We start from the raw sequence: 22,506 nt of genomic DNA on the forward strand, positions 1-22,506 counted from the left end.
AGGGATGATAGCCGTACTCTATCAATCAGTTAGATCTTAACTATTACCTTTTGAGTCTGATGAGTTCTAAGATGACCAGGTCGTCAAATCTGGAGGTGAAACATGAAGAGTCCGATTGGTCTTGATACCGTTCAATCACAAGCGCTGGCCACCGAGCTGAATAAGTTGCTGGCCAGCTACCAGATCCTTTACATGAACGTTCGCGGCTTCCACTGGAACATCCGCGGCAACCAGTTCTTCGAGCTGCACCTGAAGTTCGAAGAGATATACAACGACCTGCTGCTGAAGGTCGATGCGCTGGCCGAGCGCATCCTGACCCTGGATGGCGTGCCGCTGCACAGCTTCAGCGACTACCTGAAAGTTTCTGCCATTCCCGAGCAGAAGGGGCTGCACGACGGTCGTGCCTGCGTCGAATCCCTGCTGGAGAGTTTCCGCGAACTGCTAGTGGCCCAGCGCCGCATCCTGGGGCAGGCCGCCGATGCCGGTGATGAAGGGACTGCGTCCATTCTCTCCGATTATGTGCAGCAGCAGGAGAAACTGGTCTGGATGCTGCGAGCTTACCTGGCCTGATAGCCAATCATGCCGAACGCTGCGAAGTATGCCGGTTTGATGAAGTGAAGGGCTGGATCTGCCTGACCAGACGCCAGCCCAACCCGTTCCATTATCGTGTTCTGTTGCAAACCTGAGTTGTCTCTCCTTTTATCCACCCGCTTGCCGCCCTGTTTGGGCGGCTTTTTTGTTTTTGATCTGCATCAATGAAAATTGAATTGGCAAATTGAATGCCTATTAAGTTCTGAGCCGTAGGAATAGAATCGCCACAAAACAGACAACTGAAATGTCCAATTAGGAGAGGCATGATGTTTTGTGTGCAATGTGAACAGACAATTCGTACCCCGGCAGGCAACGGCTGCGCCTATGCACAAGGTATGTGCGGCAAGACGGCTGAAACTTCTGATCTGCAGGATGTGCTGATCTATACCCTGCAGGGGCTCAGCGCCTGGGCGCTGGCCGCCCGCGAGCACGGCATCGTCGACAGCGAGATCGACGCCTTCGTGCCCAAGGCCTTCTTCGCCACCCTCACCAACGTCAACTTTGACTCTGCCCGCATCGTGGCCTATGTCAACCAGGCGCTGGCCTATCGTCAGCAACTGGCTGCCAAGCTGGCACCGCTGGCGGTGCAGGCCGACACACTGCCCGCTGCCGCCCGTTTCGAGCCGGGTGCCGATCTGCTGGCCCAGCTGGCCCAGGCACCGCAGACCGCAGTCAACCGCGGCAAGAGCGAAGTCAACGAAGACATCATGGGACTGCGCCTGCTCTGCCTCTACGGCCTCAAGGGTGCCGCCGCCTACATGGAACACGCCCGGGTGCTGGATCAGCAGGATGCCGGAGTAGCCGCCGAATTCCATCGCATCATGAGCTGGCTCGGTACGGATCCGAGCGATCTGGATCCGCTGTTCAAGTGCGCCATGGACATTGGTCTGCTGAACTTCAAGATCATGGAGATGCTGGATCTCGGTGAAACCACCGCCTTTGGCCACCCCGAGCCGACCCAGGTACGCGTCACACCGGTACCGGGCAAGTGCATCCTGGTTTCCGGTCACGACATGGTGGATCTCAAGCTCATCCTGGAGCAGACCAAGGGCACTGGCATCAAGGTCTACACCCATGGCGAGATGCTGCCAGCGCTGGCCTACCCCTTCTTCAAGCAGTACCCGCACCTGGTGGGCAACTACGGCTCTGCCTGGCAGAACCAGCAGAAGGAGTTTGCCAACTTCCCGGGCGCCGTGGTGATGACTTCCAACTGCATCATCGACCCGAATGTGGGCAACTACTCGGATCGTATCTTCACCCGCTCCATCGTCGGCTGGCCGGGCGTGACCCACCTGGAAGGGGAAGATTTCTCCGCCGTGATCGCCAAGGCGCAAGCGCTGGAAGGCTTCAAGCACGTTGAGCTGGAACACTTCATCACCATCGGCTTTGCCCGCAACGCCCTGATGCAGGCCGCCCCGGCGGTGATCGACAAGGTCAAGGCCGGCGAAATCAGCCACTTCTTCCTGGTCGGTGGCTGTGACGGCGACCGTGCCGAGCGCGCCTACTACACCGAGTTTGCCAAGGCGATCCCGCAGGACAGCCTGCTGCTGACCCTGGGTTGCGGCAAGTACAAGTTCAACAAGCTCGATTTCGGCGACATCGGCGGCATTCCCCGTCTGCTGGACGTGGGTCAGTGCAACGATGCCTACTCCGCCATCCAGCTGGCGCTGGCGCTCTCCGAGGCGTTCGAGTGCGGCGTCAACGATCTGCCGCTGACCCTGGTGCTCTCCTGGTTCGAGCAGAAGGCCATCGTCATTCTGCTCACCCTGCTGGCGCTGGGTGTGAAGGACATCCGTACCGGCCCGACCGCTCCGGCCTTCCTCACCCCGGCTCTGCTCAAGGTGCTGGAAGAGCAGTTCGGTCTGAAAGGAACCACCACGGCCGAAGCCGATCTTGCCGAGATCCTGGCGGCCTGAGCGGCGCCACATCTGCCTTACACGCTCAGCATGTTGTAAGCCTTTGGCGAGCCTGATGGCTCGCCTTTTTTTAACGACCCCTTTCCAACATTTTTCAACAAGAGGAGCCTTGCGATGACCTCCACCTCTCTCACCCTCAGGTGCATCGGCCGCCGGGCGGATACCCACGATGTAGCGAGCTGGCAGTTCGTGCCGCAGACGGGCAGCCTGCCCGCCGTGTTGGCGGGCCAGTGCGTGACGCTGCACACCGAGATTGACGGCAAGCCCCACTGCCGTGCCTATACCCTCTCCTCCAGCCCGCAGGATGCCTACTGGCAGGTCACCATCAAGGATGTCGGACTGGTCTCCCACCATCTGCACCAGACCCTGCAAGTGGGGGACGAGATCCGAGTGGATGGCCCCTTTGGCGACTTCAACCTGACGGCCTTGCCCTGTGAGCGGCCGCTGCTCTTGAGCGCCGGCTCCGGCATCACACCCATGTGGGCCATGCTGCGCGACGAGCTGGCCAAACGGCCGGATGCCGACATCCGCTTCATTCACAGCGCCCGCTCGCCAGAGGATGTGATCTTCGCAGACGACCTGGCTGCGCTGGCCGCGGCTCATTCCGGCGTTCGCCACGCGTTAGTGCTGGAGCAAGTACGGGAAGAGGCGCCGACGGCTCATCCCTGGGTTGGCCGGCTCACGTCTGAGATGCTGAGGGAATTGGCGCCAGATTTGCTCGCACGCCACGTCTATCTGTGCGGGCCTGCCCCCTACATGACCGCCGTCTGCACCATGCTGGCGGAGCTGGGACTGTCGGCAGCGCAGTTGCACCAGGAGTCGTTCGGCCTGCCTGCTGGAACATCGAGTGCGGCGCCAGTTGCGGCCGGCAGCGACCACTTCTGGCTGACCCTCAAAAAGAGCGGCAAGAAGGTGAAGATCCTGCCGGGTCAGACCCTGCTGGCGGCACTGGAAGGGGCGGGGGAGACCATGATGGCGGCCTGCCGTGCCGGGGTGTGCGGGGCCTGTCGCTGTACCACGGAAGGCGAGATCGAGCGCCAGAGCGTAATGACCCTGAGCGCGCAGGATCTCGAGCGCGGGGTGGCACTGGCCTGTTCCTGCACCGCCAGCGGGGATGTCAGCGTCGACTATTGAGGGCGTCATTGGCATCCCGCTCTTTTCCTGAGAAGGCTGGGCGGGTAGACTCTGCCCCCAGTTTCAGTCGAACACGGGATACATAATGACAATTCTGGTCACAGGGGGCGCCGGCTATATCGGCTCTCATACCCTGGTTGAACTCTTGAACGTCGGGCAGCAGGTCGTGGTGCTGGACAACCTCTCCAACTCCTCCCCCGAATCACTCAAACGGGTCGAGCGGATCACCGGCAAGCCGGTCACCTTCGTGGAAGGAGACATTCTGGACAGAGCCTGCCTGCAGCGGCTGTTTGCAGAGCACAGGATAGCATCCGTGATCCACTTCGCCGGCCTCAAGGCGGTGGGGGAATCCGGCCAGATCCCGCTTACCTACTATCAGAACAACGTGACCGGCACCCTGGTGCTGTGCGAAGAGATGGCCAGGGCCGGCGTGTTCCGGCTGGTGTTCAGCTCCTCGGCCACCGTTTACGGCGATCCGGCCTCGGTACCGCTGCGGGAAGATTTCCCCACCAGCGCCACCAACCCTTATGGCCGCTCCAAGCTGATGGTCGAAGAGATCCTGCGCGATCTCGCTAAATCCGATCCCCGCTGGGCTATCGTGCTGTTGCGCTACTTCAACCCGGTCGGTGCCCACGAGAGCGGCCTCATCGGGGAAGATCCCAACGGCATTCCCAACAACCTGCTGCCCTATATCAGTCAGGTCGGTGTGGGCAAGCTCAAGGAGCTGGGGGTGTTTGGCAACGACTACCCGACGCCGGATGGTACCGGGGTACGCGATTACATCCACGTGGTGGATCTCGCCATTGGTCACCTCAAAGCGCTGGCACGCATCGCGTCGGATACCGGGGTCTTTACCTACAACCTGGGTACCGGTCAGGGTTACTCGGTGCTGGAGATGATCAAGGCATTTGAAGCGGCCAGCGGTCGCACCATTCCCTATCAGATCAAGCCCCGTCGCCCCGGCGATATCGCCGAGTGCTGGGCCGAGCCGCACAAGGCCCGTGCCGAGCTGGGCTGGCAGGCCGAGCGCGGTCTGGAGCGGATGATGGTGGATACCTGGCGCTGGCAAAGCCAGAACCCGAACGGTTATGGCCCTGCTGCGAAGCCGTGATCAAGGGTCATGCGCTGCTCGGGAACCTCATTTATTCATATGAACTCGGGTCCCTGCGCAGCTCTTCGCCTTGCTGACCGCTTCTCGCGACTGCCCATCAGGCCTGATGGTTTGCAGCATGAATAGCAAAACGCCCCGGCATGCCGGGGCGTTTTTTATGTGCCGAAGCGGGATTACTGAATGCTCTTGCCGGCGCGTACATCCTTGATGAAGCCTTTCAGGCTGGCCAGATCACGCGGTGCGCCGCGCAGGATCTGATCGCCGATGATGAAGGCCGGTGTGCCCGAGATGCTCATGGCTTCGGCCAGCGCCCGGTTGGTGCCGAGATTCTGATCGATGCTGCCATCCTTGATCTTGGCTTCAACCTTGCTCCAGTTGACGCCGGCTGCTTCCGCCAGCTGCTTCACCTGTGCCTCGTCGGCCAGCGGGCCCTGATGGGCGTACAGCCTCTCGTGGAAGGCCTGGTACTTGTCGGGCTGACCCAGCTGTACCGCCAGGGCGGCACGGGCGGCGAAGTAGGAGGTCTCGCTCAGGATCGGGAACTGCTTGTAGATGTAGCGAATGTCCTTGTCTTCCGCCAGCAGCTGCTTGATCAGCGGGTGGGCGCGTTTGCAGTAGCCGCAGTTGTAGTCGAAGAATTCGACCACGGTCAGGCTGCCCTTGGGATTGCCGCTCTCCGGATCCTGGTTGCTATAAAGCTGCTTGGCGTGTGCCTTGATCAAGGTCTTGTCGCTCTCAGCCTGCTGGCTCTCCTGCTTGGCGCGCAGGGCGTTGGACATCTCGACCAGGATTTCCGGGTTCTTGACCAGATAGTCGCGCACTATCTGTTCCACGTCGCTCTTGGTCAGTTCGCTTGCCTGAACCGGCGCCGCAAGCAGGGTGGCACCCGTCAGGGCGCAAAGCAGGGCATGTTTGATTTTCATAAGTCCATCTTGCTGGGGATTTCGTGATGCTGACTATAGTGGGTGAGTCTGTTTTCAAGTCAAGTTATCTGGTTGAAAAAGCGCTGGTTATGCTCAAATTGGCGGCTTTGTGCGTCATTTAGCCCAATAAATCGGCAAACGAGCGGCGAGGGGATTTACAAGGGCGATCGCCATGGGTAATATTCGCCGCACTGTCGCGGAGGGGTGGCAGAGCGGCTGAATGCACCGGTCTTGAAAACCGGCGATGGGCGACCATCCGTGGGTTCAAATCCCACCTCCTCCGCCATTTATTCAGCCAAAAAGGCCATCCGAAAGGATGGCCTTTTTGCGTTTAAATTCCTTCTTTTATTCTGCCTGTGATCGGGCAAGCCATCTTTATCCACGTATATTCCGACACTTGGCTAAGGCTTGCTGTCTTCCCGCCTATTTTGCTCAGTGTTCACTGTCAGACCATCACCGGACAACCAAGCGTATCGATCATCTCCGTCGGCCCCGATCTTCGCACTGGTCGGTGGGGATCTCGTCTCGCTGGCTCCTCAGCCACAGCTTGAGCACCTTCTGTTGCGTGATGCAGGAAGGAGCTGAGGGTTGTTGACCACCGGTGAGGGAGAGAGCCATGGCAAATGTTGCAATGCTTAACATCCGTAGGGGTCACGACTGGTTGCTGGTGGAACGCTTGAGGTTTTCTGTAGCATTTCATTACAAAAATTACGATTCGATAGCATAAAGTGTGGGAGAGTTCTGATTTTCCTATATGCCGGAGTGTGTCATCTGTTGACGCTTGTTAACATTCAGCATGTTTCCATGTTTGGCTAGCCTACCTTGTGCACAATCCTCATACCTCAGAGATGAATACCCTGCACGCGCTGGATCTCATCGGCCAGTTCGAGACGGCCGCTGACGATCGCACCATAGTGACCCTGCTGCGCGAGCTGAGCGGTCGTATGGGATTCGACTATTTTCGCCTGGCCCTGATCTTTCCCAGTACTATCCAGCGCCCGGACGTCATCATCTTCAACGGCTGTCCGCAGGCCTGGGTGGATACCTACACCAGCAGCGGCTTCTTTGCCATCGATCCCATCGTCAAATGCGCCATGACCAGGAGCACTCCTATTCTGTGGGCCGATGTGGTGAACGATGAGGCGCGTTGTGATGAGCAGGGCCGAGAGGTGATGCAGTTGGCCAGCGAGTACGGCATTTGCGACGGCATCACCCTGCCCTGGCATGGAGCCAACGGTCATGTCGGCCTGCTCTCTTTTATCACCAGTACGCCTCGCACCCAACAGCAATGGCTCTCTGCAGTGCCCTTTATCAGCTGGCTCTCCATGCATATTTTCGAGGCGGTGGCCCGGGTCTGTCTGGCGGGCCTGTCACCGCACGATGCGCTGAGTTTGCGGGAGCTGGAGGTGTGTCGCTGGGCGGCGGAAGGCAAGCAGGTGAGCGATATTGCCCAGATCCTGGGGATCACTCCCCGTACCGTGACGTTTCATCTGAACAATGTGGTCAGCAAGCTGGGTGCCAGCACCAAGAGCCAGGCCATTTCATGGGCATTGAAGCAGGGGATGGTCAGGTTGAACGTGGAGATGGCGTTGGTTGCCAATGTGGATGAAAAGCAGTGATTATGTTTGTTACAAGCAACTTGTTGCGTAGGTAGCAAGATGTTCCACTGTGAGTGCAAGAACTAATGGTGCAATAGTCTGCTGGTTGCAACTTTTTGCGCCATGTATCCGGCAGGACGGCTTGCCTGTTTATTAAATCTTTGAAAAATAACTATAAAAAAGAGTGGCATGGTCGCTGCTAACTGGTTCGGTCGAGTGTCATTACCGTTCAACCAATCAGGAGCATACACATGCCAACTCCATGTTATATCAGCATCGAAGGTAAAACCCAGGGCAATATCACCGCCGGTGCCTTCACTTCCGATTCCGTCGGCAACATCTTCGTGCAGGGCCACGAAGACGAGATGCTGGTACAAGAGTTCCAGCACGTTGTGACTGTGCCGACTGACCCGCAATCTGGTCAGCCTGCTGGTCAGCGTGTCCACAAGCCGTTCAAGTTCACCGTTGCGCTGAACAAAGCTGTGCCGCTGATGTACAACTCTCTGGCCTCCGGCGAAATGCTGCCGAAAGTGACCCTGAAGTGGTACCGCACCTCTGTCGAGGGCAAGCAGGAGCACTTCTTCTCCACCGTGCTGACTGATGCCACTATCGTTGACATCGACTGCCAGATGCCCCACTGCCAGGACCCGGCGAAGTCTGACTTCACCCAGCTGATCCAGGTCTCTCTGGCCTACCGCAAAATCGATTGGGAACACACAGTTGCCGGCACTTCCGGTGCGGACGACTGGCGTGCGCCGATCGAGGCGTAACTTGCCCATCAGGGGCACTGCTTGCGGTGCCCCTTGTTTTCTTAACGCTTAGCCCGTTGCTTTCAACCGAGTCAGCTAGTTTCCCCCTCATTTTTCTTATGTCCGTTTGCCTGGTGTGAGCGGGTACAAGAAAAAATCCGGGTTTACGTCTTGCCGCACGCCGTCAAGGGCGTGCGGTAGCCATGGTGTCAGAAAAACCGGGGCGATGGCGGATCTCCCACCCGGCTTGCAGTGCCCCGCCTGATGGGGCTACACGACATCTCAGAGGCGCTCAGCGATGGCAGACAGCACAGGATTACAATTTACCGTCAAGGTGGGGGCCCTGCCCGAGAGCACCTTCGTGGTGGCCGAGTTTGCGCTGGAGGAAGCGCTCAACCGGCCATTCAACCTGCGCCTTGAGCTGGCAAGTGGCCAGCCCGACATCGACTTTGGCGCCGTGCTGGACCAGCCGTGTGAGCTCTTGGTGTGGTACAACGGCGAGCTGCAGCGCCGGGTCTGCGGGGTGGTCAGTGACTTCGCGCAAGGGGACAGCGGTTTTCGCCGCACCCGCTATCAGCTCATGGTGCAGCCGGCGCTGTGGCGGCTGTCGCTTCGCTACAACTCCCGCATCTTCCAGGCGCAGAAGCCCGATGAAATCCTCTCCATCCTCTTGCAAGAACACGGCATCACCGACTACGCCTTTGCCCTGAAAAACGAGCATGCCAAGCGGGAATACTGCGTTCAGTACCGGGAAACCGACCTCGATTTCGTGAACCGGCTCGCCGCCGAAGAGGGGATGTTCTACTTCCACGAGTTTGAAGCGGGCAAACACCGTATCGTGTTTGCCGACGACGCGGCGGCATTGACTCAAGGCCCCGAGCTCTTCTTCAACCTCGGTAACCGCTCGCTGGAGCAAGGCCCCTATGTACGGCAGTTCCACTACCGGGAGGCGGTGCGCCCGTCGGATGTGGAGCTCAAAGACTACAGCTTCAAGACCCCGGCTTATGGCCTCTCCCACAAGAAGGTGGGGGCGGAGCTTGCGCATCAACGGGATACCTACCAGCACTTCGATTTTCCGGGCCGCTACAAAGCGGACCCGAGCGGCAAGGCCTTCGCCCAGCACCGGCTCGATGCGCTGCGCAATGACGCGGTGGCGGGCCAGGCTAAGTCCAACTGCGCGGCTTTGCTGCCGGGGCAAACCTTCTCACTGACCGAACACCCCAACGGCAGCCTCAACACTGACTGGCAAATTGTGCGCATCCAGCACACCGGCTTGCAGCCACAGGCGCTGGAAGAGGAGGGGGGCAGCGGCCCCACCGTTTATCACAACGAATTTGGGGTGGTGAAAGCCAGCACCACCTGGCGAGCGCGCATCGGCAGCCCGGAGGCCCCTCACAAGCCCATGGTGGATGGCCCGCAAATCGCCATGGTGGTGGGCCCCGACGGGGAGGAGATTTACTGCGACGAGCACGGCCGAGTGAAGCTGCAGTTTCCGTGGGACCGCTACGGCAGCTCCAACGACCAGAGCTCCTGCTGGGTGCGGGTCTCCCAAGGCTGGGCCGGCGGTCAGTACGGCATGATGGCCATCCCGCGCATCGGCCACGAGGTCATCGTGAGCTTTCTGGAGGGGGACCCCGACCAGCCCATCGTGACCGGTCGCACCTACCACGCCACCAACCGGCCGCCGTATGAGCTACCTGCCAACAAGACCCGCACCGTGCTGCGCACCGAGACCCACCAGGGTGAAGGTTTCAACGAGCTGCGCTTTGAAGACCAGGCTGGCAAGGAAGAGATTTACATCCACGGTCAGAAAGACCTGAACCTGCTTATCGAGAACGATGCGGCGTGGCATATCAAGCATGACGAGCATCGGGATATCGACAACGAGCGGGTGACCCGTGTCAAGGCCAATGACCACCTGACGGTGGAGGGTGAGAAGCGCGACCACATCAAGGCGGACTACTCGCTGACGGTGGATGCCAGCCTGCACCAGAAGCTGGGGCAGTCCCTGCTGGTGGAGGCGGGGAGTGAGTTGCACCACAAGGCGGGCATGAAGATCGTGATGGAGGCCGGTGCTGAGCTGACCCTCAAAGTGGGCGGCAGCTTTGTGAAGCTCGACGCTGGTGGTGTTACCCTCAGTGGCGGCTCCATCAAGATGAACTCCGGCGGCAGCCCGGGTTCTGGCTCTGGTTGGGGTGGTAAGGCCCCCATCCAGCCAGGCAATGTCGAGGTGCCAACACCACCACCAGCAACATTACCAGCTCCGGCCATTCACAAGAGCGTGGAGTCTATGGCCCCGCTGGTGAAGCCCTGCCCCTTCGCCCAGGGAGGTAAGGCATGACCTTTCAAGAGTGGTGCAGCCAACATCCCGGCCCACTGTTTGCCATCGTCGATGCTGCGCTCGATACCACCGCCGTGGCGGACTACTGCAACCATGGTGGCGCGAGCGCTATTCCCTTGTTTGCCAGTACGGCGTTTGCGGACCAAGCCGAACAAGGCCCCTGGCTACTGCCCGACCCTGCTCCCGAGTTTATGGCTGCTCACCCGCAACTGGGCGGCGTATATGTCGCGAGCGATGCCTCTGTCGACGTTGTCCAGCAGCACTGGCAAAACCTGATAGAGGTAGCCTTCGAAGGGGAAGTGATGTGGCTGCGCTATGCCGATAATCGGGTCTTTCCCAAGATGCTGGCCACCATGAGCCAGCAGGAACTCGATGATGTCCTGGGGCCCTGCTCAAGCCTGTGGGCCAACGACAGTGTCTGGCAGCGCACGCCGGATACCGAATTTACTCCCCGCCAAGCCCCCTGGTTTCGCATTCAGCCTCACCACCTGACGCCGCTCTATGACGAAAACCGTCACGCCTACATCCTCTCTCGCCACTTCTGGCAACGGATGGAGGAGATGATGGCGCGTCATCCCAATCCGGAAGCCGCCATTACCACCGTCCTCAAGCAGGCCAATCAAGCTGGGCTGACAGGCGACGTCCTGGATGGCGTGGTAGCTGGCGCTCTCACGCTACAGGCAAGCATGGCGCTGGATGCCATCAGAGCGCCGTTGATGCTGACCGACGACGAAATGGCTCAGGTGAATAACTGGCTGAACAAACACCCTGAATTGATAGGAGCCAGCTAATGGCGATTTCTCCCTACTGCATCCCCTGTGAGAAGAACAACTGCTGGATTGAGATAGACGTTCGAGATGAACAGAATCGCTCGTTCAAGGGGCAAAAAGCCACCTTGACCGATGCCAGTGGCACCAGCAAAACCGTGACCCTGAAAGATGGTCCAACCCTGGTACAAGGCTTTGCGGTGGGGCCGGTGACCGTCAAGCTGGAGACCCAACCCTGGCTTAAAGCAGCCCAATCCCGTGAAGCCCTCAAAAAGGGCGAGGCCAGTCAGGTTCCCGCCTACACAGAGAAGTTTTGGGGGCACTGTGGCGTGAAGCGCGAGCATGTCAAAGTGACCACCGGCGACCTCTGCCTCACTGACCCAGAACAGCCGCTACCGGAAGGACACAAAGCCGGGCAGGCCCAGTCGTCGCAGGAAGGACATAAAGCCGGGCAGGCCCAGCCGCAGCGCTTTATCACCAAGCACTCCTACGTGATTGAGGTGAAGGGATATCAGCTCACCACCCTGCGCATCGGGGTGTTTTTTGATGGCACCTCCAACAACACCTTCAATCATGAAAAGGGGAAAAATGCACTGGAGGCGGCACTGGCCAAGTGCAGCCTGCAAGAGCAGGCGGCGTTACTGGAGCAATGCTTTGAGGGAACACTACCGGGTGGCCTCAATAACAGCGAGAAAAACGACGTCACCAATATTGGTAAGGCCAGTGACTTATATTTGCTCAGTGACAAAGCACCATTGTTGAGCATCCCTGTATATGTCGAAGGTATTGGCACAGCCAAAGGGCAGGATGACACCAAGGCTGGGGCGGGGGCCGACAAGGGCGAGACCTCCAGCACCTCGCGGGTTGAGCAGGCGTGCCGCACCCAGATCGTGGCGAAGATAAAAGAACAACTGAGTGAAATTCAGTCCAGTATCGAGTGCATCCACAAGGTCGAGTTCGATGTGTTTGGTTTTAGCCGGGGGGCCTCAGCCGCCCGCCAGTTTGTCAACCGCATCGACCAGAAGGGGGACCACCCCTTGGTGGAGGCGATGACCACTGCCCCCGATATCCCCCTGAAAGCGGGCTTTGACTGGAGCAGCCGCGACGATGTGCGAATCCAGTTTGTCGGGCTGTTTGATACTGTGGTCAGCTCCTATCTGTGGGGCAAACGCAGTGTGACGCTGGCCCCTGACTGCGCCGAGCGGGTGGTGCATATTATCGCGGCCGATGAGTGGCGCTATCACTTTGACCTGACCCGGATTAAGAATATGGCCAGCGACCTGCCCGCCTCCTTTACCGAAGTGATCATCCCCGGTGCTCACTCCGATATTGGCGGTGGTTATTACAGTCGTTGGAGTCTACGTGATCCCAACTACGCGTCCCCCGTCATCAATGAAACCAAGGTGATCGCCACCTTCAAGTCAACCGAATCGCGCTACAGCACGGCAAAAGACTCACATGCATATAGCCAGGCAACCGCCTATGCCAAAATGCGCGCAGCGCAGGGGTGGGCGAAGGGCGTTGAGCTGATCTCCTCCTATAACAACACAACGGTATCGGGCTACCTCAATGTGCGCCCCCAACGACTAGGAACCGTGAGCAAAGATGCGTCAGAGCAGGAAGTGAAGGTAGATGTGGTGCTGCGCCGGGTGGTGGAGGGGGAGTATTCACGCATTCCGCTCCATATGATGGTGGAAGCAGCACGGGATGCCGGTGTACCGTTCGACATATGGGATCCGACAGATAATAGCCTGAGGATGGATAGCGCCCTTTCATACCCCACCTTGAACCTGGCTGCGCTTGATGCACGTTGGGTCGATGCTGCCAAACGGCGCGGAGAGGTGATTGATTTGACTCGCACCCTCTCGCCACAGGAGTATCAAGCTCTGCGGCTCGGTTATTTGCACTACAGCGCAGATACCGGGATGGTCAATAAACCCAATCGGGTTGGCGACCAAGAGGTGCGCCAAGTCACAGACAATCAAAAAGGAGGTTATTAATGCGCAGGATCCTGTTGCTGCTACTGTTACCATCTTAAATACGAAAGGGGACTCCCTCCGACGTAGGTGGGAGGGGAATTTCGCCGGGGCGTCAGCCCCGCTGGTTTTGAATGTATTGCTTGATCACCTCCAACGGTGCTCCGCCGCAAGAGCCCGCAAAGTAAGAGCGTGACCAGAGTACGGGTTTGCTGTAAGCACCTCTCAAGTCCAGAAATTCATTACGCAGTCGCCTTGATGTGACCGCCTTTAACGAGTTCACCAGTACCGATAGCTGTACCGTTGGCGCGTACTCTATCAGCATGTGAACATGATCAGCCTCTCCGTCACACTCTTTCAGTTCCGCACCAAAATCTCTGCAAACCTCTGCCGCACACTGACCGAAGGAAGCGTGATGCAGATCCCCCAGTATCGGCTTTCGATACTTGGTGATAAACACCAAGTGTACGTGCAAAACGTAGGCCGCATGGCGTGATTTATTAATTTTAGTGAATTGCATTCTGTCACTCAATCGGGCTTAATAGATATGGCAATAATGCTACACACTGAGCGCTAAATGCAAATTCTGAAAGCCTACAAATTCCGACTCGAACCGACCGAACAACAAGCGCAACGCCTGCGCCAGTTGGGCGGTTGTGCTCGTTATGTCTGGAATCACGGGCTGGCAGAAACCAAACGCATTCTGGATGCTGGCGAAAAACTGCCTTCTGCCTTTGAGCTGAACAGGATGCTCACCAGTTGGAAGAAAGACCCAGAAATGGCCTTTCTGGCCGAGGCATATACCGACAACCTCCAGCAGAAGCTCAAGGATTTGCATGGCGCGTGGATGCGCTGCTTTGATAAGAAACTCGCCGCCAAGGCACCCGTATTCAAGAAAAAAAGCGACAACTGCGACGCTATCCGGTTCGTCAACTTCGACAAGTATTGCCGCCTTGAAAAGGGTCGCGTGAAGCTGCCTGCCGGGCTGGCGTGGGTCAAGTTCCGTCAGTCCCAGCCAGTTGAAGGGAAAATTAAAAACGCGACCGTCAGCCAAGCAGCCGGGCACTGGTATATCTCCTTTCAGGTCGAGCAGGAGACGCTTGAGCCAATTCACCCCTCCGGCTCAATGGTCGGGCTGGATGCGGGGATCGCCAAGCTCGCAACCCTGTCAGATGGCACGGTGTTTGAGCCCGTCAACAGCTTCAAAACCAATCAGACCAAGCTGGCAAGGCTCCAACGCCAGTTGAGCAAAAAGGTAAAGTTCAGCAGCAACTGGAAGAAACAAAAAGCCAAGATCCAGCGGCTGCATTCACATATCGCTAATACCCGCCGCGATTACCTTCACAAGGTCACAACGACTATCAGCAAAAACCACGCGATGATCGTCATTGAGGATTTGAAGGTTGCCAGCATGTCAAAATCAGCAGCGGGCACGACCAGCCAGCCGGGGCGCAACGTCCGGGCAAAATCAGGGCTGAATCGTTCGATATTAGATCAGGGCTGGTTTGAGCTGCGCCGCCAGCTCGAATATAAGCAGGCATGGCGAGGCGGTCAGGTGTTGGCGATAAACCCGGCCTACACCAGCCAGCAGTGCGCCTGTTGTGGGCATACTGCGAAGGATAACCGCCAGACGCAAAGCCAGTTTAAATGCGCTGCGTGTGGTTATGAGGCGAACGCCGATGTGAACGGCGCTCGCAATATTTTAGCGGCGGGACACGCCGTTTTAGCCTGTGGAGGCGTGGTGCAATCAGGCCGCCCGATGAAGCAGGAACCCGGTACTGCGCGAGCAGCTATCACCCAGTAATGGGAATCCCCCTCCTGTGACGCGAAGCGCTAAGGTGGGGGAGGATGTCAATCGTCACCGCCTGCCAGGCCGCCCCCTCAGCACCCCACGACCTGGATTGGGGGCATATGGTGGGCACCAATGCTGATCAGATCTGGGTGACAGAGGTGCACTTTTATCGTCAGGGCGAGTTGGTGGATGCCTCAACCAATGGGGCTATCAGGTCAGTTAGTGACCAATCTCTCAAAGGGAAAGATTATCGCTGGAGCATAGGCAAGGGCCGCCGTGATATTCACCCTGCTCCCGATCGGGTTGAGGTGGAATGGGTGTCGTATCACGACAAGAAACGCTATCGCATCAGCCTTGACTTACCCGCCGCGCAGCTGGAAAGGATGATAGCGCAGCGTTACCGGGTCAAAGTAGGCAAGGAGTGGCGCGAAGAGCGCCGCGATAATATTGGGTTGGGCATGGCAACCGGCGGCTATGTCGAGGCGTTTTTGAGAGACCCTCGTGTTACCCCCGATATCCTGCTGGCCAGAGGGATAGCAAAAGAGGTAACGGATGATCGAGATGAGAAACGTTTCCCCATCTCCAGCCAATATGAGAATCGTTGGGCAGACTTTGATGCAAAGTACAACCAAGCCTATCAACAGTATCCAGTTCCCAGTGGTATGGCCTGGGCCCCGATCATGGACGCTTACCGTGCCGCACAGCCCAAAACAGATACTGACCCGGTCCAATGATTACCTCCATGCGCTGGGTTCTCTTATTACTGCTGTTGCCGTTAGTCGCAGCCTGCCAGGCAGCCCCCTCAGCCCCCCACGACTTGGATTGGGGGCATATGGTGGGCACCAATGCTGATCAGATCTGGGTGACAGAGGTGCATTTTTATCGTCAGGGCGAGTTGGTGGATGCCTCAATCAATGGGGCTATCAGGTCAGTTAGCGACCAATCTCTCAAAGGGAAAGATTATCGCTGGAGCATAGGCAAGGGCCGCCGTGATATTCACCCAGCTCCCGATCGGGTTGAGGTGGAATGGGTGTCGTATCACGACAAGAAACGCTATCGCATCAGCCTTGACTTACCCGCCGCGCAGCTGGAAAGGATGATAGCGCAGCGTTACCGGGTAAAAGTAGGCAAGGAGTGGCGCGAAGAGCTCCGCGATAATATTGGGTTGGGCATGGCAACCGGGGGCTATGTCGAGGCGTTTTTGAGAGACCCTCGAGTTACCCCCGATATCTTGCTAGCCCGAGGGATCGCAAAAGAGGTAACGGATGATCCCTATGATCAACGTTTCCCTCTCTCCAGCCAGTTTGAAAACTCTTGGGCTGACTTTGATGCCAACTATCGTCATCTCTATCAACAGCGCCCCGTTCCAAGTGGCATGGCCTGGGCTCCCATCATGGATGCCTATCGAGCAGCGCAACCCAAGACGGATACCGACCCAGTAAGGTAATACCATGGAGCTTGACAGTGTCGGCTAAGGGTACCAAACCAACATCACCAGATATCCTCCCGCGGCAGCTCACGCCAGAGGAGATTGAAACTCTGCGCCAAGATATGCGCTGCCGACACATTGATAATATGAAGGCTGTTGAGACCATGGATCTCTCCCATCTAGAGCAGGATGTACCAACACAGAGATGAAATATATCGTCGCATTGTTGTGGTTCCGCCTGTCATTAGTTGCCTGCGCGGCGCCACAACCTTTGCCTACATTTGATTGGGATTATGGTACAGGCAGTAATATAGATCTTACTAAGAACACCAAGACCGAGTTCTATCTTGGAGGGAAGCAAGTTTATGCCGACCGTTTGGCAGGTGGCGGAGCTGGAGGTCTACTTGCCGATCGAATCAAGGCGAAACGTTACTATTGGGCAGGCGGTGGAGGCCTGCCTACCGACGGTATTCCCATCCCCCGATAAAGCTGTGATTGAGATGGTTTCCTTCCATGATCGCAAGCGCTACCGCATAAAGGTGGACTTGCCTGCCAATCTGGAGCAGCAGATGTGCCAAGTCTACCCTGTTGAGGGTCGTTATGACCGCCGTAGCTGGCTCTATTTTGGCCTAGCGCCAGGCGGCTATTTTGAGGTGTTACTTAAGGGAGATAGGCTAAATGTTACGCCAGATATTCTACTGGCCCGTGGTATCGCCGAAGAGGTAACCGATGATTGGTATGATCAGAAAGTATCGATAGTGCGCCAATATGGTATGGATGATTTTGACAAAAAATATGGTGAGCTATTCAAGCAATACCCAGTTCCTAACGGAATGGCCTGGGCTCCCATCATGGATGCCTACCGTGCTACCCAACCCGTCACCGATCTGAAACCTGTGTCTGAATAGCCACTCGTTTCATCTCAACCGGCGATAAAGGTGAGTTGAATTACTCAGTGGGCCAATATTTTTACGCAGTGCAATACAGCCCTAATGCCCCCATCAGCTTATGCCGATGGGGGTTTTTGTTTGTCTTTCAATGATGGCCAGGGATCAGCCCAATCAGATGCAGCAGGCTTTTCTGGCGGGGATGGCGGCGGGTGGCGAGGCTGATGCGGGTGGTGAGCGGCTCGGTAGCGATGGGGTGATAGCTGACGCCGTGGGGGTGCAGCTCGCTGACCGAGCGCGGGATGATGGCGACCCCGAAACCGGCCTGCACCATGCCGACGGTAGAGATCACCTGCGGGCTCTGGCTGCCGAGGCGGGGGCTGAAGCCAGCCCGCTGGCAGCGTTGGGTGATGGCGTCGTGCAGCCCGGGCCCGAGCTCGCGGGGGAACAGGATGAAGGGATCCTGCGCCAGTGCCTCGATGGGAATGGCACCACTACCGGCCAGCGGATGGTGTGGGGGGAGGGCGATCAGCATCTCCTCCTCGTCGATGAGGTGGTGGGTCAGCGCCGAACTGCTGCTGCAGGGCAGGCGCAGAATGGCGGCATCCAGCTCCTCGCTCACCAGATCGCGCACCAGGTTGGGCATGCTGTTCTCAATGGGGTGCAGGCTGACCTCCGGCCAGGCCTGGCGAAAGTCGTGGATGAGTGGCAACACGCTCGGGTGCAGCACGGTGGAGCCGGCAAAACCTAGGCGCAGTGAACCCAGCTGGCCGCGAGCGATGCGCCTGGCCTTCTGCATGGCCTGCTCGGTCTGCGCCAGTATCCCCTTGGCATCCTGATAGAGGCTCAGCCCCGCCTCGGTCAGCTCCACACTGCGGGTCAGCCGGTGAAACAGCGGCGTGCCCACCTCCTGTTCGAATTTGCGGATCTGCTGGCTGAGCGGCGGCTGGGCCATGCCCAGCGCCTCGGCGGCGCGGGTAAAGCTCTGTTTGTCTGCCACGGCCACCAGGTAGCGCAGGTAACGGAATTCCATATCTGGTACGTCTCGAAGCTGATGGGTTTGGATATTGGTATCAAACTGTGATCTTGGTCACTATTGAATCCTGATTTGCCAACCTAACAGGATTGGAGGTGAAATCCAAATGGAAACCAATTCATCATGTGACTGCGCCATCGAGATCAGCCAGCAGTTTGCTCGCTGGCAGGCTCGCCAGGGGGGCGGCGAGGTCTACCAGAGTTCCCTGATGAGCGCCCTGCTGGCAGGGGTTTACGAGGGGGAGACCACCATGGCCGACCTGCTGCGCCACGGTGACTTTGGCCTCGGGACCTTCAACCGGCTCGACGGCGAGCTGATTGCCTTCGAGCGCCAGATCCACCAGCTCAAGGCTGACGGCTCGGCCCGTCCGGCCAGGGCCGAGCAGAAGACCCCGTTTGCGGTGATGACCCACTTTCGCCCCTGCCTGCAGCGCCGCTTCGATCACCCCCTGAGCCGCGAGGAGATCCACCAGTGGGTGGATCGGTTGGTGGGCACCGACAACGTCTTCGTCGCCTTTCGGCTCGACGGCCTGTTCGAGCAGGCGCAGGTGCGCACCGTCCCCTGTCAGAGCCCCCCCTACAAGCCCATGCTGGAGGCCATCGAGGCTCAGCCGCTGTTCTCGTTCAGCCAGCGCCGCGGCACCCTGGTGGGCTTTCGTTGCCCGCCCTTCGTGCAGGGGATCAACGTGGCCGGCTATCACGAGCACTTCATCACCGAGGATCGTCGGGGCGGTGGCCACATCCTCGACTACGCCATGGGCCACGGCCAGCTGCAGCTGTCGGTGGTGCAACACCTCAACATCGAGCTGCCCCGCAATCCGGCCTTTCAGCAGGCCGACCTCAATCCCGCCGATCTGGACCGCGCCATCCGCGCCGCAGAAGGCTGAGCCCTTCGCTTAACAAGGAGTGACATCATGGAAAATCAACACTGGGCCTGTGGGGCCGAACTGGTGGTGCGCCATCTGGAGGCGCAAGGGGTCAAACAGGTATTCGGCATTCCCGGGGCCAAGATCGACAGGGTATTCGATGCGCTGGAGGACTCCCCCATCGAGACCATAGTGGTGCGCCACGAGGCGAATGCCGCCTTCATGGCCGCCGCCGTCGGCCGGCTGACCGGCAAGGCCGGGGTGGCGCTGGTAACCTCGGGGCCGGGTTGTGCCAATCTCATCACCGGTCTTGCCACCGCCACCTCGGAAGGGGATGCCATGGTGGCGCTGGGCGGTGCCGTGCGGCGGGCCGACGGCCTCAAGCTGACCCACCAGAGCCTGGATACCGTCAGCCTGTGCCGGCCGGTCACCAAGTTCAGTGCCCAGGTGGGCACAGGCTCCGCCCTCTCCGAGGTGATGGCCAACGCCTTTCGCAGCGCCGAGCTGGGGCGGCCCGGGGCGGCCTTCGTCAGCCTGCCGATGGACATCATCAACGAGCCGGCCAATGGTGCCATTCTGGTGCCTAGCGCCATCCCCGAGCCGGGGGCGGCCGACGAGCGCGGCATCGATCGGGCGCTGAGCTTGCTGGCGCAGGCTCGCAAACCGGTGGTGCTGCTCGGCCTGCTGGCCAGCCGGCCGGAGAACTCCCTCGCGGTGCGCGCCTTCCTCGACAAGAGCCGGTTGCCGGTGACGGGGACCTATCAGGCGGCCGGGGTGGTGGATACCCACCATTTCGACGATTTTGCCGGGCGGGTGGGGCTGTTCAACAACCAGCCGGGGGACAAGCTGCTGCAGGATGCGGATCTGGTGGTCTGCATCGGCTACAGCCCCATCGAATACGACCCCGTGCTGTGGAACGGCACCGGTGAGCGCCAGCTGCTGCACATCGATGCGCTGCCGGCGGAGATCGACAGCAGCTACTGCGCGGCGGTGGAGCTGGTGGGCTCCATCAGCGCCAACCTGGCGCGGCTGACCCGGATGCTGCACCAGCCGCTGGCGCGGGATCCGGCCATTACCGCGCTGCTCGGCGAGATCCGTGCCCAGCGCCATCAGCTCGCCGAACATGCCGGCCGGCTGGGGGGCACCCCCATTCATCCGCTGCGTATCGTCAAGGAGCTGCAGGACATCATCGGGCAGGACATGACCCTGTGCGTGGACATGGGCAGCTTTCACATCTGGATTGCCCGCTATCTGTACAGTTTCCGGGCCCGCCAGGTGCTCATCTCCAACGGCCAGCAGACCATGGGGGTGGCGCTGCCCTGGGCCATCGGGGCCGCCATGGTACGCCCGGGAGAGAAGATCATCTCGGTGTCTGGCGACGGCAGCTTCATGCAGTCGAGCATGGAGCTGGAGACCGCGGTGCGGCTCAAGTCCAACATAGTGCACATCATCTGGGTCGATAACGGCTACAACATGGTGGCGATGCAGGAGGAGAAAAAGTACTGCCGCAGCTCCGGGGTGAGTTTCGGCCCCATCAACTTCAAGGCCTATGCCGAGTCGTTTGGGGCAGCCGGGTTTGCCGTCACCTGCGCCGAGGATCTGCGACCCACCTTGCGCGCCGCCATGGCGGTGAGCGGGCCGGCGGTGGTGGCCATTCCGGTGGATTACAGCGACAACCACCTGCTGATGGAGCAGCTTAGACCCGAAATGCTCAGTTGAGCCGGATCTGAGGCGAGCTGCGAAGCGGCCCGCCCAACGCAGAGCGCCCCTTGCCAATCGGCAAGGGGCGCTCTGTCATTGCGAAAGGAAGAGTCACTCAGGGCATGAGCGAGGGGGGCAACACCATGGGGCCGGCCACTGCACGGGCGGCTTCGTCACCGCGCAGTATCCGCACCAGCGCGAGGGCGAACTCGATGGCGGTGCCCGGCCCCTGGCTGGTGATCAGGCGATGGGCCTGATCGGTCACCACCCGCGCCGTGCTGAGCTGTGCCGCAGGCAGGTGGGCCTGAAAACCGGGATGGCAGGTGGCACTGGCATCCCCCAGCAGAGCATGGTGCTGCAGCACCACGGCGGGAGCGGCGCAGATGGCTGCTCGCCAGCGCTGCGCTGCCGCCTGCGCCTTGAGCAGGGCAATGGCGCGCGGCGTATCACGGATAACCTCGCTGCCGGGCAGGCCGCCCGGCACGACGATGGCCTCGAACACCTGGTCAGCCAGCTCGTCGAGGTGGCAATCCGCCACCAGCTGCACGCCACGGGAGGCGCGGATCTGGCGCTGCCCGGCCGGACAGCAGGAGGCGAGCACCACCTCGATGTCCCCGCGCACCAGGGTATCGACGATGGCGACCGTCTCGATCTCTTCCGACCCGGGGGCCACCAGTACCAGTACGCTCATCCTTTGCTCCTTGCGTTGGCGAGCCCGCCGGGCTCACTGCTTCTCTTTGATGGCCTGATAGAGACCCTGATTGACCGGCACCGCGATGCCGTGGCTGGCAGCCCGGGCCAGCAGGAAGCCGGTGATGGCCTCGATCTCGGTCTCGCGCCCCAGTTCCATGTCCTGATACATGGAAGAGTAATTGTCGGCGGTGAGCTCCACCACCGTCATGACCCGGCGCAGCAGTTCGTCGCTGCCGGTGGGCTGGCCTTCGGCCTGCATCACGTCCGCCACTTCCACGCAGATCTGCTGCAGGGCATCGGCAAAGCGCGGGCCGGCCAGCTCGCCATTCTTGAGCTTGTAGAGCGCGGTGAGCGGGTTGATGGCGCAGTTGACCGCCAGCTTCTGCCACTGGCGCGCCTGGATCTGTTCATCCCAGCCGGCCTGACCGAGGGCGGCCGCCAGATCGTCCGCCAGGGCGGCGTGGGCTCTGGCCGCCTCGTTGACCGGGCCGAGCCAGGTTTCGCCCTTGCCGGTGTGGCGGAACACGAAGTGGCCGCTCTGCATGGCGCCATGGCTGGTGACGCCGGCGATGACCGGATTGTGCGGGAACAGGGTGACCACCTGCTCGGCGATCCCCATGCCGTTGTGCAGCAGCACGATGGGCACGTCGGTCGCCAGCTGGCCCACCAGCGGCGTCAGCGCCTCGATGACCTGGCCGGCCTTGGTCATCACCAGCAGCCGTTTGACTTGGCCGGGCTGGCTGATGAAACCGCGCTCGATGTTGATGAGCTGGGTGTGGCCCTCCAGCGAGGTGAAGTCGATGCCAGGATGCAGGGTGGAGCGGTGGCGCTCGCGCAGCAAGACGCGAGTGGCCTGGCCGCTTTGAGTCAACAGGGAGGCGAAGACGCCGCCCAGGGCGCCGCAGCCCAGCAGTGTCCATTGGGGGGAGGAGGTGTGTCGACTTTGTGTCAGGTTGTAATCGCGTGATCCGCTTGGCATGGAGAGACTCAATCAAGG

The 22,506-nt window shown here is 59.5% G+C and carries 19 protein-coding genes, 1 tRNA gene and 1 pseudogene; 16 read left to right on the forward strand and 5 right to left on the reverse strand.

Going from position 1 to position 22,506, the window contains the following annotated elements; translation table 11 throughout:
- Positions 1-102 precede the first annotated feature (102 nt).
- From ACPW75_RS02420 to galE, 4 genes are all read left to right on the forward strand, one after another.
- Positions 103-570, forward strand: coding sequence for a Dps family protein (locus ACPW75_RS02420; RefSeq protein ID WP_077095296.1), 468 nt, complete (start codon positions 103-105; stop codon positions 568-570).
- A gap of 287 nt (positions 571-857) precedes the next feature.
- On the forward strand, positions 858-2,507 hold the full coding sequence (hcp, locus tag ACPW75_RS02425; RefSeq protein WP_077095295.1) for a hydroxylamine reductase: 1,650 nt from the start codon (positions 858-860) through the stop codon (positions 2,505-2,507).
- Positions 2,508-2,621: 114 nt separating this feature from the next.
- A complete protein-coding gene (locus ACPW75_RS02430; protein WP_077095294.1) occupies positions 2,622-3,641 on the forward strand; it encodes a hybrid-cluster NAD(P)-dependent oxidoreductase in 1,020 nt (339 codons plus the stop codon).
- A gap of 85 nt (positions 3,642-3,726) precedes the next feature.
- Entirely contained in the window at positions 3,727-4,752 is a 1,026-nt protein-coding gene (galE, locus tag ACPW75_RS02435) for a UDP-glucose 4-epimerase GalE (RefSeq protein ID WP_077095293.1), read from the forward strand.
- Positions 4,753-4,925: 173 nt separating this feature from the next.
- Here the strand turns inward: galE and ACPW75_RS02440 are convergent, their stop codons facing one another.
- Positions 4,926-5,675 (reverse strand): DsbA family protein, encoded by a 750-nt coding sequence (locus tag ACPW75_RS02440; protein WP_077095292.1) that lies wholly within the window; start codon positions 5,673-5,675, stop codon positions 4,926-4,928.
- A 198-nt stretch (positions 5,676-5,873) separates the two neighbouring features.
- On the opposite strand from ACPW75_RS02440, the gene ACPW75_RS02445 reads away from it, so the two are divergent.
- The 6 genes from ACPW75_RS02445 (at position 5,874) to ACPW75_RS02470 (ending at position 13,130) form a co-directional block, all read left to right on the forward strand.
- A tRNA-Ser gene (locus ACPW75_RS02445) sits at positions 5,874-5,961 on the forward strand.
- Positions 5,962-6,523: 562 nt separating this feature from the next.
- On the forward strand, positions 6,524-7,294 hold the full coding sequence (locus tag ACPW75_RS02450) for a LuxR family transcriptional regulator (RefSeq protein WP_179101302.1): 771 nt from the start codon (positions 6,524-6,526) through the stop codon (positions 7,292-7,294).
- Between the two features lie 230 nt (positions 7,295-7,524).
- Positions 7,525-8,043 (forward strand): type VI secretion system effector Hcp1, encoded by a 519-nt coding sequence (hcp1, locus tag ACPW75_RS02455; RefSeq protein WP_010634822.1) that lies wholly within the window; start codon positions 7,525-7,527, stop codon positions 8,041-8,043.
- Positions 8,044-8,320: 277 nt separating this feature from the next.
- Complete coding sequence (locus ACPW75_RS02460) at positions 8,321-10,363, forward strand: type VI secretion system tip protein VgrG (RefSeq protein WP_077095289.1); 2,043 nt, start codon at positions 8,321-8,323, stop codon at positions 10,361-10,363.
- A complete protein-coding gene (locus tag ACPW75_RS02465) occupies positions 10,360-11,154 on the forward strand; it encodes a DUF4123 domain-containing protein (protein ID WP_077095288.1) in 795 nt (264 codons plus the stop codon). Before ACPW75_RS02460 ends, ACPW75_RS02465 begins: the two co-directional genes overlap by 4 nt.
- Positions 11,154-13,130 carry a T6SS phospholipase effector Tle1-like catalytic domain-containing protein gene (locus ACPW75_RS02470; protein WP_077095287.1) on the forward strand — a complete coding sequence of 659 codons (1,977 nt, stop codon included), beginning with the start codon at positions 11,154-11,156 and terminating at the stop codon, positions 13,128-13,130. Before ACPW75_RS02465 ends, ACPW75_RS02470 begins: the two co-directional genes overlap by 1 nt.
- Positions 13,131-13,221: 91 nt before the next feature.
- Here ACPW75_RS02470 and tnpA read toward each other — a convergent pair whose 3' ends face one another.
- On the reverse strand, positions 13,222-13,626 hold the full coding sequence (tnpA, locus tag ACPW75_RS02475; RefSeq protein ID WP_010674034.1) for an IS200/IS605-like element ISAs26 family transposase: 405 nt from the start codon (positions 13,624-13,626) through the stop codon (positions 13,222-13,224).
- Positions 13,627-13,683: 57 nt separating this feature from the next.
- On the opposite strand from tnpA, the gene ACPW75_RS02480 reads away from it, so the two are divergent.
- From ACPW75_RS02480 to ACPW75_RS02495, 4 genes and pseudogenes are all read left to right on the forward strand, one after another.
- Entirely contained in the window at positions 13,684-14,910 is a 1,227-nt protein-coding gene (locus tag ACPW75_RS02480; RefSeq protein WP_331403107.1) for an RNA-guided endonuclease InsQ/TnpB family protein, read from the forward strand.
- A gap of 44 nt (positions 14,911-14,954) precedes the next feature.
- A complete protein-coding gene (locus ACPW75_RS02485) occupies positions 14,955-15,632 on the forward strand; it encodes a DUF2931 family protein (RefSeq protein ID WP_425904410.1) in 678 nt (225 codons plus the stop codon).
- An 8-nt stretch (positions 15,633-15,640) separates the two neighbouring features.
- Positions 15,641-16,345: a DUF2931 family protein gene (locus tag ACPW75_RS02490; protein WP_190283710.1), complete on the forward strand. Its 705-nt coding sequence runs from the start codon at positions 15,641-15,643 to the stop codon at positions 16,343-16,345.
- Positions 16,346-16,532: 187 nt separating this feature from the next.
- Positions 16,533-17,235, forward strand: a pseudogene (locus ACPW75_RS02495) (DUF2931 family protein).
- 127 nt (positions 17,236-17,362) lie between these two features.
- Here the strand turns inward: ACPW75_RS02495 and ACPW75_RS02500 are convergent.
- Entirely contained in the window at positions 17,363-18,247 is an 885-nt protein-coding gene (locus ACPW75_RS02500) for a LysR family transcriptional regulator (RefSeq protein WP_077095284.1), read from the reverse strand.
- A gap of 109 nt (positions 18,248-18,356) precedes the next feature.
- Between ACPW75_RS02500 and budA the strand changes: the two genes are divergently transcribed.
- Positions 18,357-19,136, forward strand: a complete 780-nt coding sequence (budA, locus tag ACPW75_RS02505; RefSeq protein WP_017787776.1) for an acetolactate decarboxylase — start codon at positions 18,357-18,359, stop codon at positions 19,134-19,136.
- Between the two features lie 27 nt (positions 19,137-19,163).
- Positions 19,164-20,834 carry an acetolactate synthase AlsS gene (gene alsS / locus ACPW75_RS02510; RefSeq protein ID WP_077095283.1) on the forward strand — a complete coding sequence of 557 codons (1,671 nt, stop codon included), beginning with the start codon at positions 19,164-19,166 and terminating at the stop codon, positions 20,832-20,834.
- Between the two features lie 97 nt (positions 20,835-20,931).
- Here alsS and ACPW75_RS02515 read toward each other — a convergent pair whose 3' ends face one another.
- Together ACPW75_RS02515 and ACPW75_RS02520 are read right to left on the reverse strand one after the other, a co-directional pair.
- Complete coding sequence (locus tag ACPW75_RS02515) at positions 20,932-21,507, reverse strand: DJ-1 family glyoxalase III (RefSeq protein WP_077095282.1); 576 nt, start codon at positions 21,505-21,507, stop codon at positions 20,932-20,934.
- A 33-nt stretch (positions 21,508-21,540) separates the two neighbouring features.
- Positions 21,541-22,488 carry a ketopantoate reductase family protein gene (locus ACPW75_RS02520; protein WP_077095281.1) on the reverse strand — a complete coding sequence of 316 codons (948 nt, stop codon included), beginning with the start codon at positions 22,486-22,488 and terminating at the stop codon, positions 21,541-21,543.
- Positions 22,489-22,506 lie beyond the last annotated feature (18 nt).

It is taken from the genome of Aeromonas sp. FL131, from assembly GCF_049860615.1.
Lineage (GTDB): Bacteria > Pseudomonadota > Gammaproteobacteria > Enterobacterales > Aeromonadaceae > Aeromonas > Aeromonas hydrophila.

Excerpts from the sequence above, each read along its gene's own strand:
- ACPW75_RS02420 (WP_077095296.1), top strand. The coding sequence starts at position 103 with ATGAAGAGTCCGATTGGTCTTGATACCGTTCAATCACAAGCGCTGGCC.
- hcp (WP_077095295.1), top strand. The coding sequence starts at position 858 with ATGTTTTGTGTGCAATGTGAACAGACAATTCGTACCCCGGCAGGCAAC.
- ACPW75_RS02430 (WP_077095294.1), top strand. The coding sequence starts at position 2,622 with ATGACCTCCACCTCTCTCACCCTCAGGTGCATCGGCCGCCGGGCGGAT.
- galE (WP_077095293.1), top strand. The coding sequence starts at position 3,727 with ATGACAATTCTGGTCACAGGGGGCGCCGGCTATATCGGCTCTCATACC.
- ACPW75_RS02440 (WP_077095292.1), bottom strand. The coding sequence starts at position 5,675 with ATGAAAATCAAACATGCCCTGCTTTGCGCCCTGACGGGTGCCACCCTG.
- ACPW75_RS02450 (WP_179101302.1), top strand. The coding sequence starts at position 6,524 with ATGAATACCCTGCACGCGCTGGATCTCATCGGCCAGTTCGAGACGGCC.
- hcp1 (WP_010634822.1), top strand. The coding sequence starts at position 7,525 with ATGCCAACTCCATGTTATATCAGCATCGAAGGTAAAACCCAGGGCAAT.
- ACPW75_RS02460 (WP_077095289.1), top strand. The coding sequence starts at position 8,321 with ATGGCAGACAGCACAGGATTACAATTTACCGTCAAGGTGGGGGCCCTG.
- ACPW75_RS02465 (WP_077095288.1), top strand. The coding sequence starts at position 10,360 with ATGACCTTTCAAGAGTGGTGCAGCCAACATCCCGGCCCACTGTTTGCC.
- ACPW75_RS02470 (WP_077095287.1), top strand. The coding sequence starts at position 11,154 with ATGGCGATTTCTCCCTACTGCATCCCCTGTGAGAAGAACAACTGCTGG.
- tnpA (WP_010674034.1), bottom strand. The coding sequence starts at position 13,626 with ATGCAATTCACTAAAATTAATAAATCACGCCATGCGGCCTACGTTTTG.
- ACPW75_RS02480 (WP_331403107.1), top strand. The coding sequence starts at position 13,684 with ATGCAAATTCTGAAAGCCTACAAATTCCGACTCGAACCGACCGAACAA.
- ACPW75_RS02485 (WP_425904410.1), top strand. The coding sequence starts at position 14,955 with ATGTCAATCGTCACCGCCTGCCAGGCCGCCCCCTCAGCACCCCACGAC.
- ACPW75_RS02490 (WP_190283710.1), top strand. The coding sequence starts at position 15,641 with ATGCGCTGGGTTCTCTTATTACTGCTGTTGCCGTTAGTCGCAGCCTGC.
- ACPW75_RS02500 (WP_077095284.1), bottom strand. The coding sequence starts at position 18,247 with ATGGAATTCCGTTACCTGCGCTACCTGGTGGCCGTGGCAGACAAACAG.
- budA (WP_017787776.1), top strand. The coding sequence starts at position 18,357 with ATGGAAACCAATTCATCATGTGACTGCGCCATCGAGATCAGCCAGCAG.
- alsS (WP_077095283.1), top strand. The coding sequence starts at position 19,164 with ATGGAAAATCAACACTGGGCCTGTGGGGCCGAACTGGTGGTGCGCCAT.
- ACPW75_RS02515 (WP_077095282.1), bottom strand. The coding sequence starts at position 21,507 with ATGAGCGTACTGGTACTGGTGGCCCCCGGGTCGGAAGAGATCGAGACG.
- ACPW75_RS02520 (WP_077095281.1), bottom strand. The coding sequence starts at position 22,488 with ATGCCAAGCGGATCACGCGATTACAACCTGACACAAAGTCGACACACC.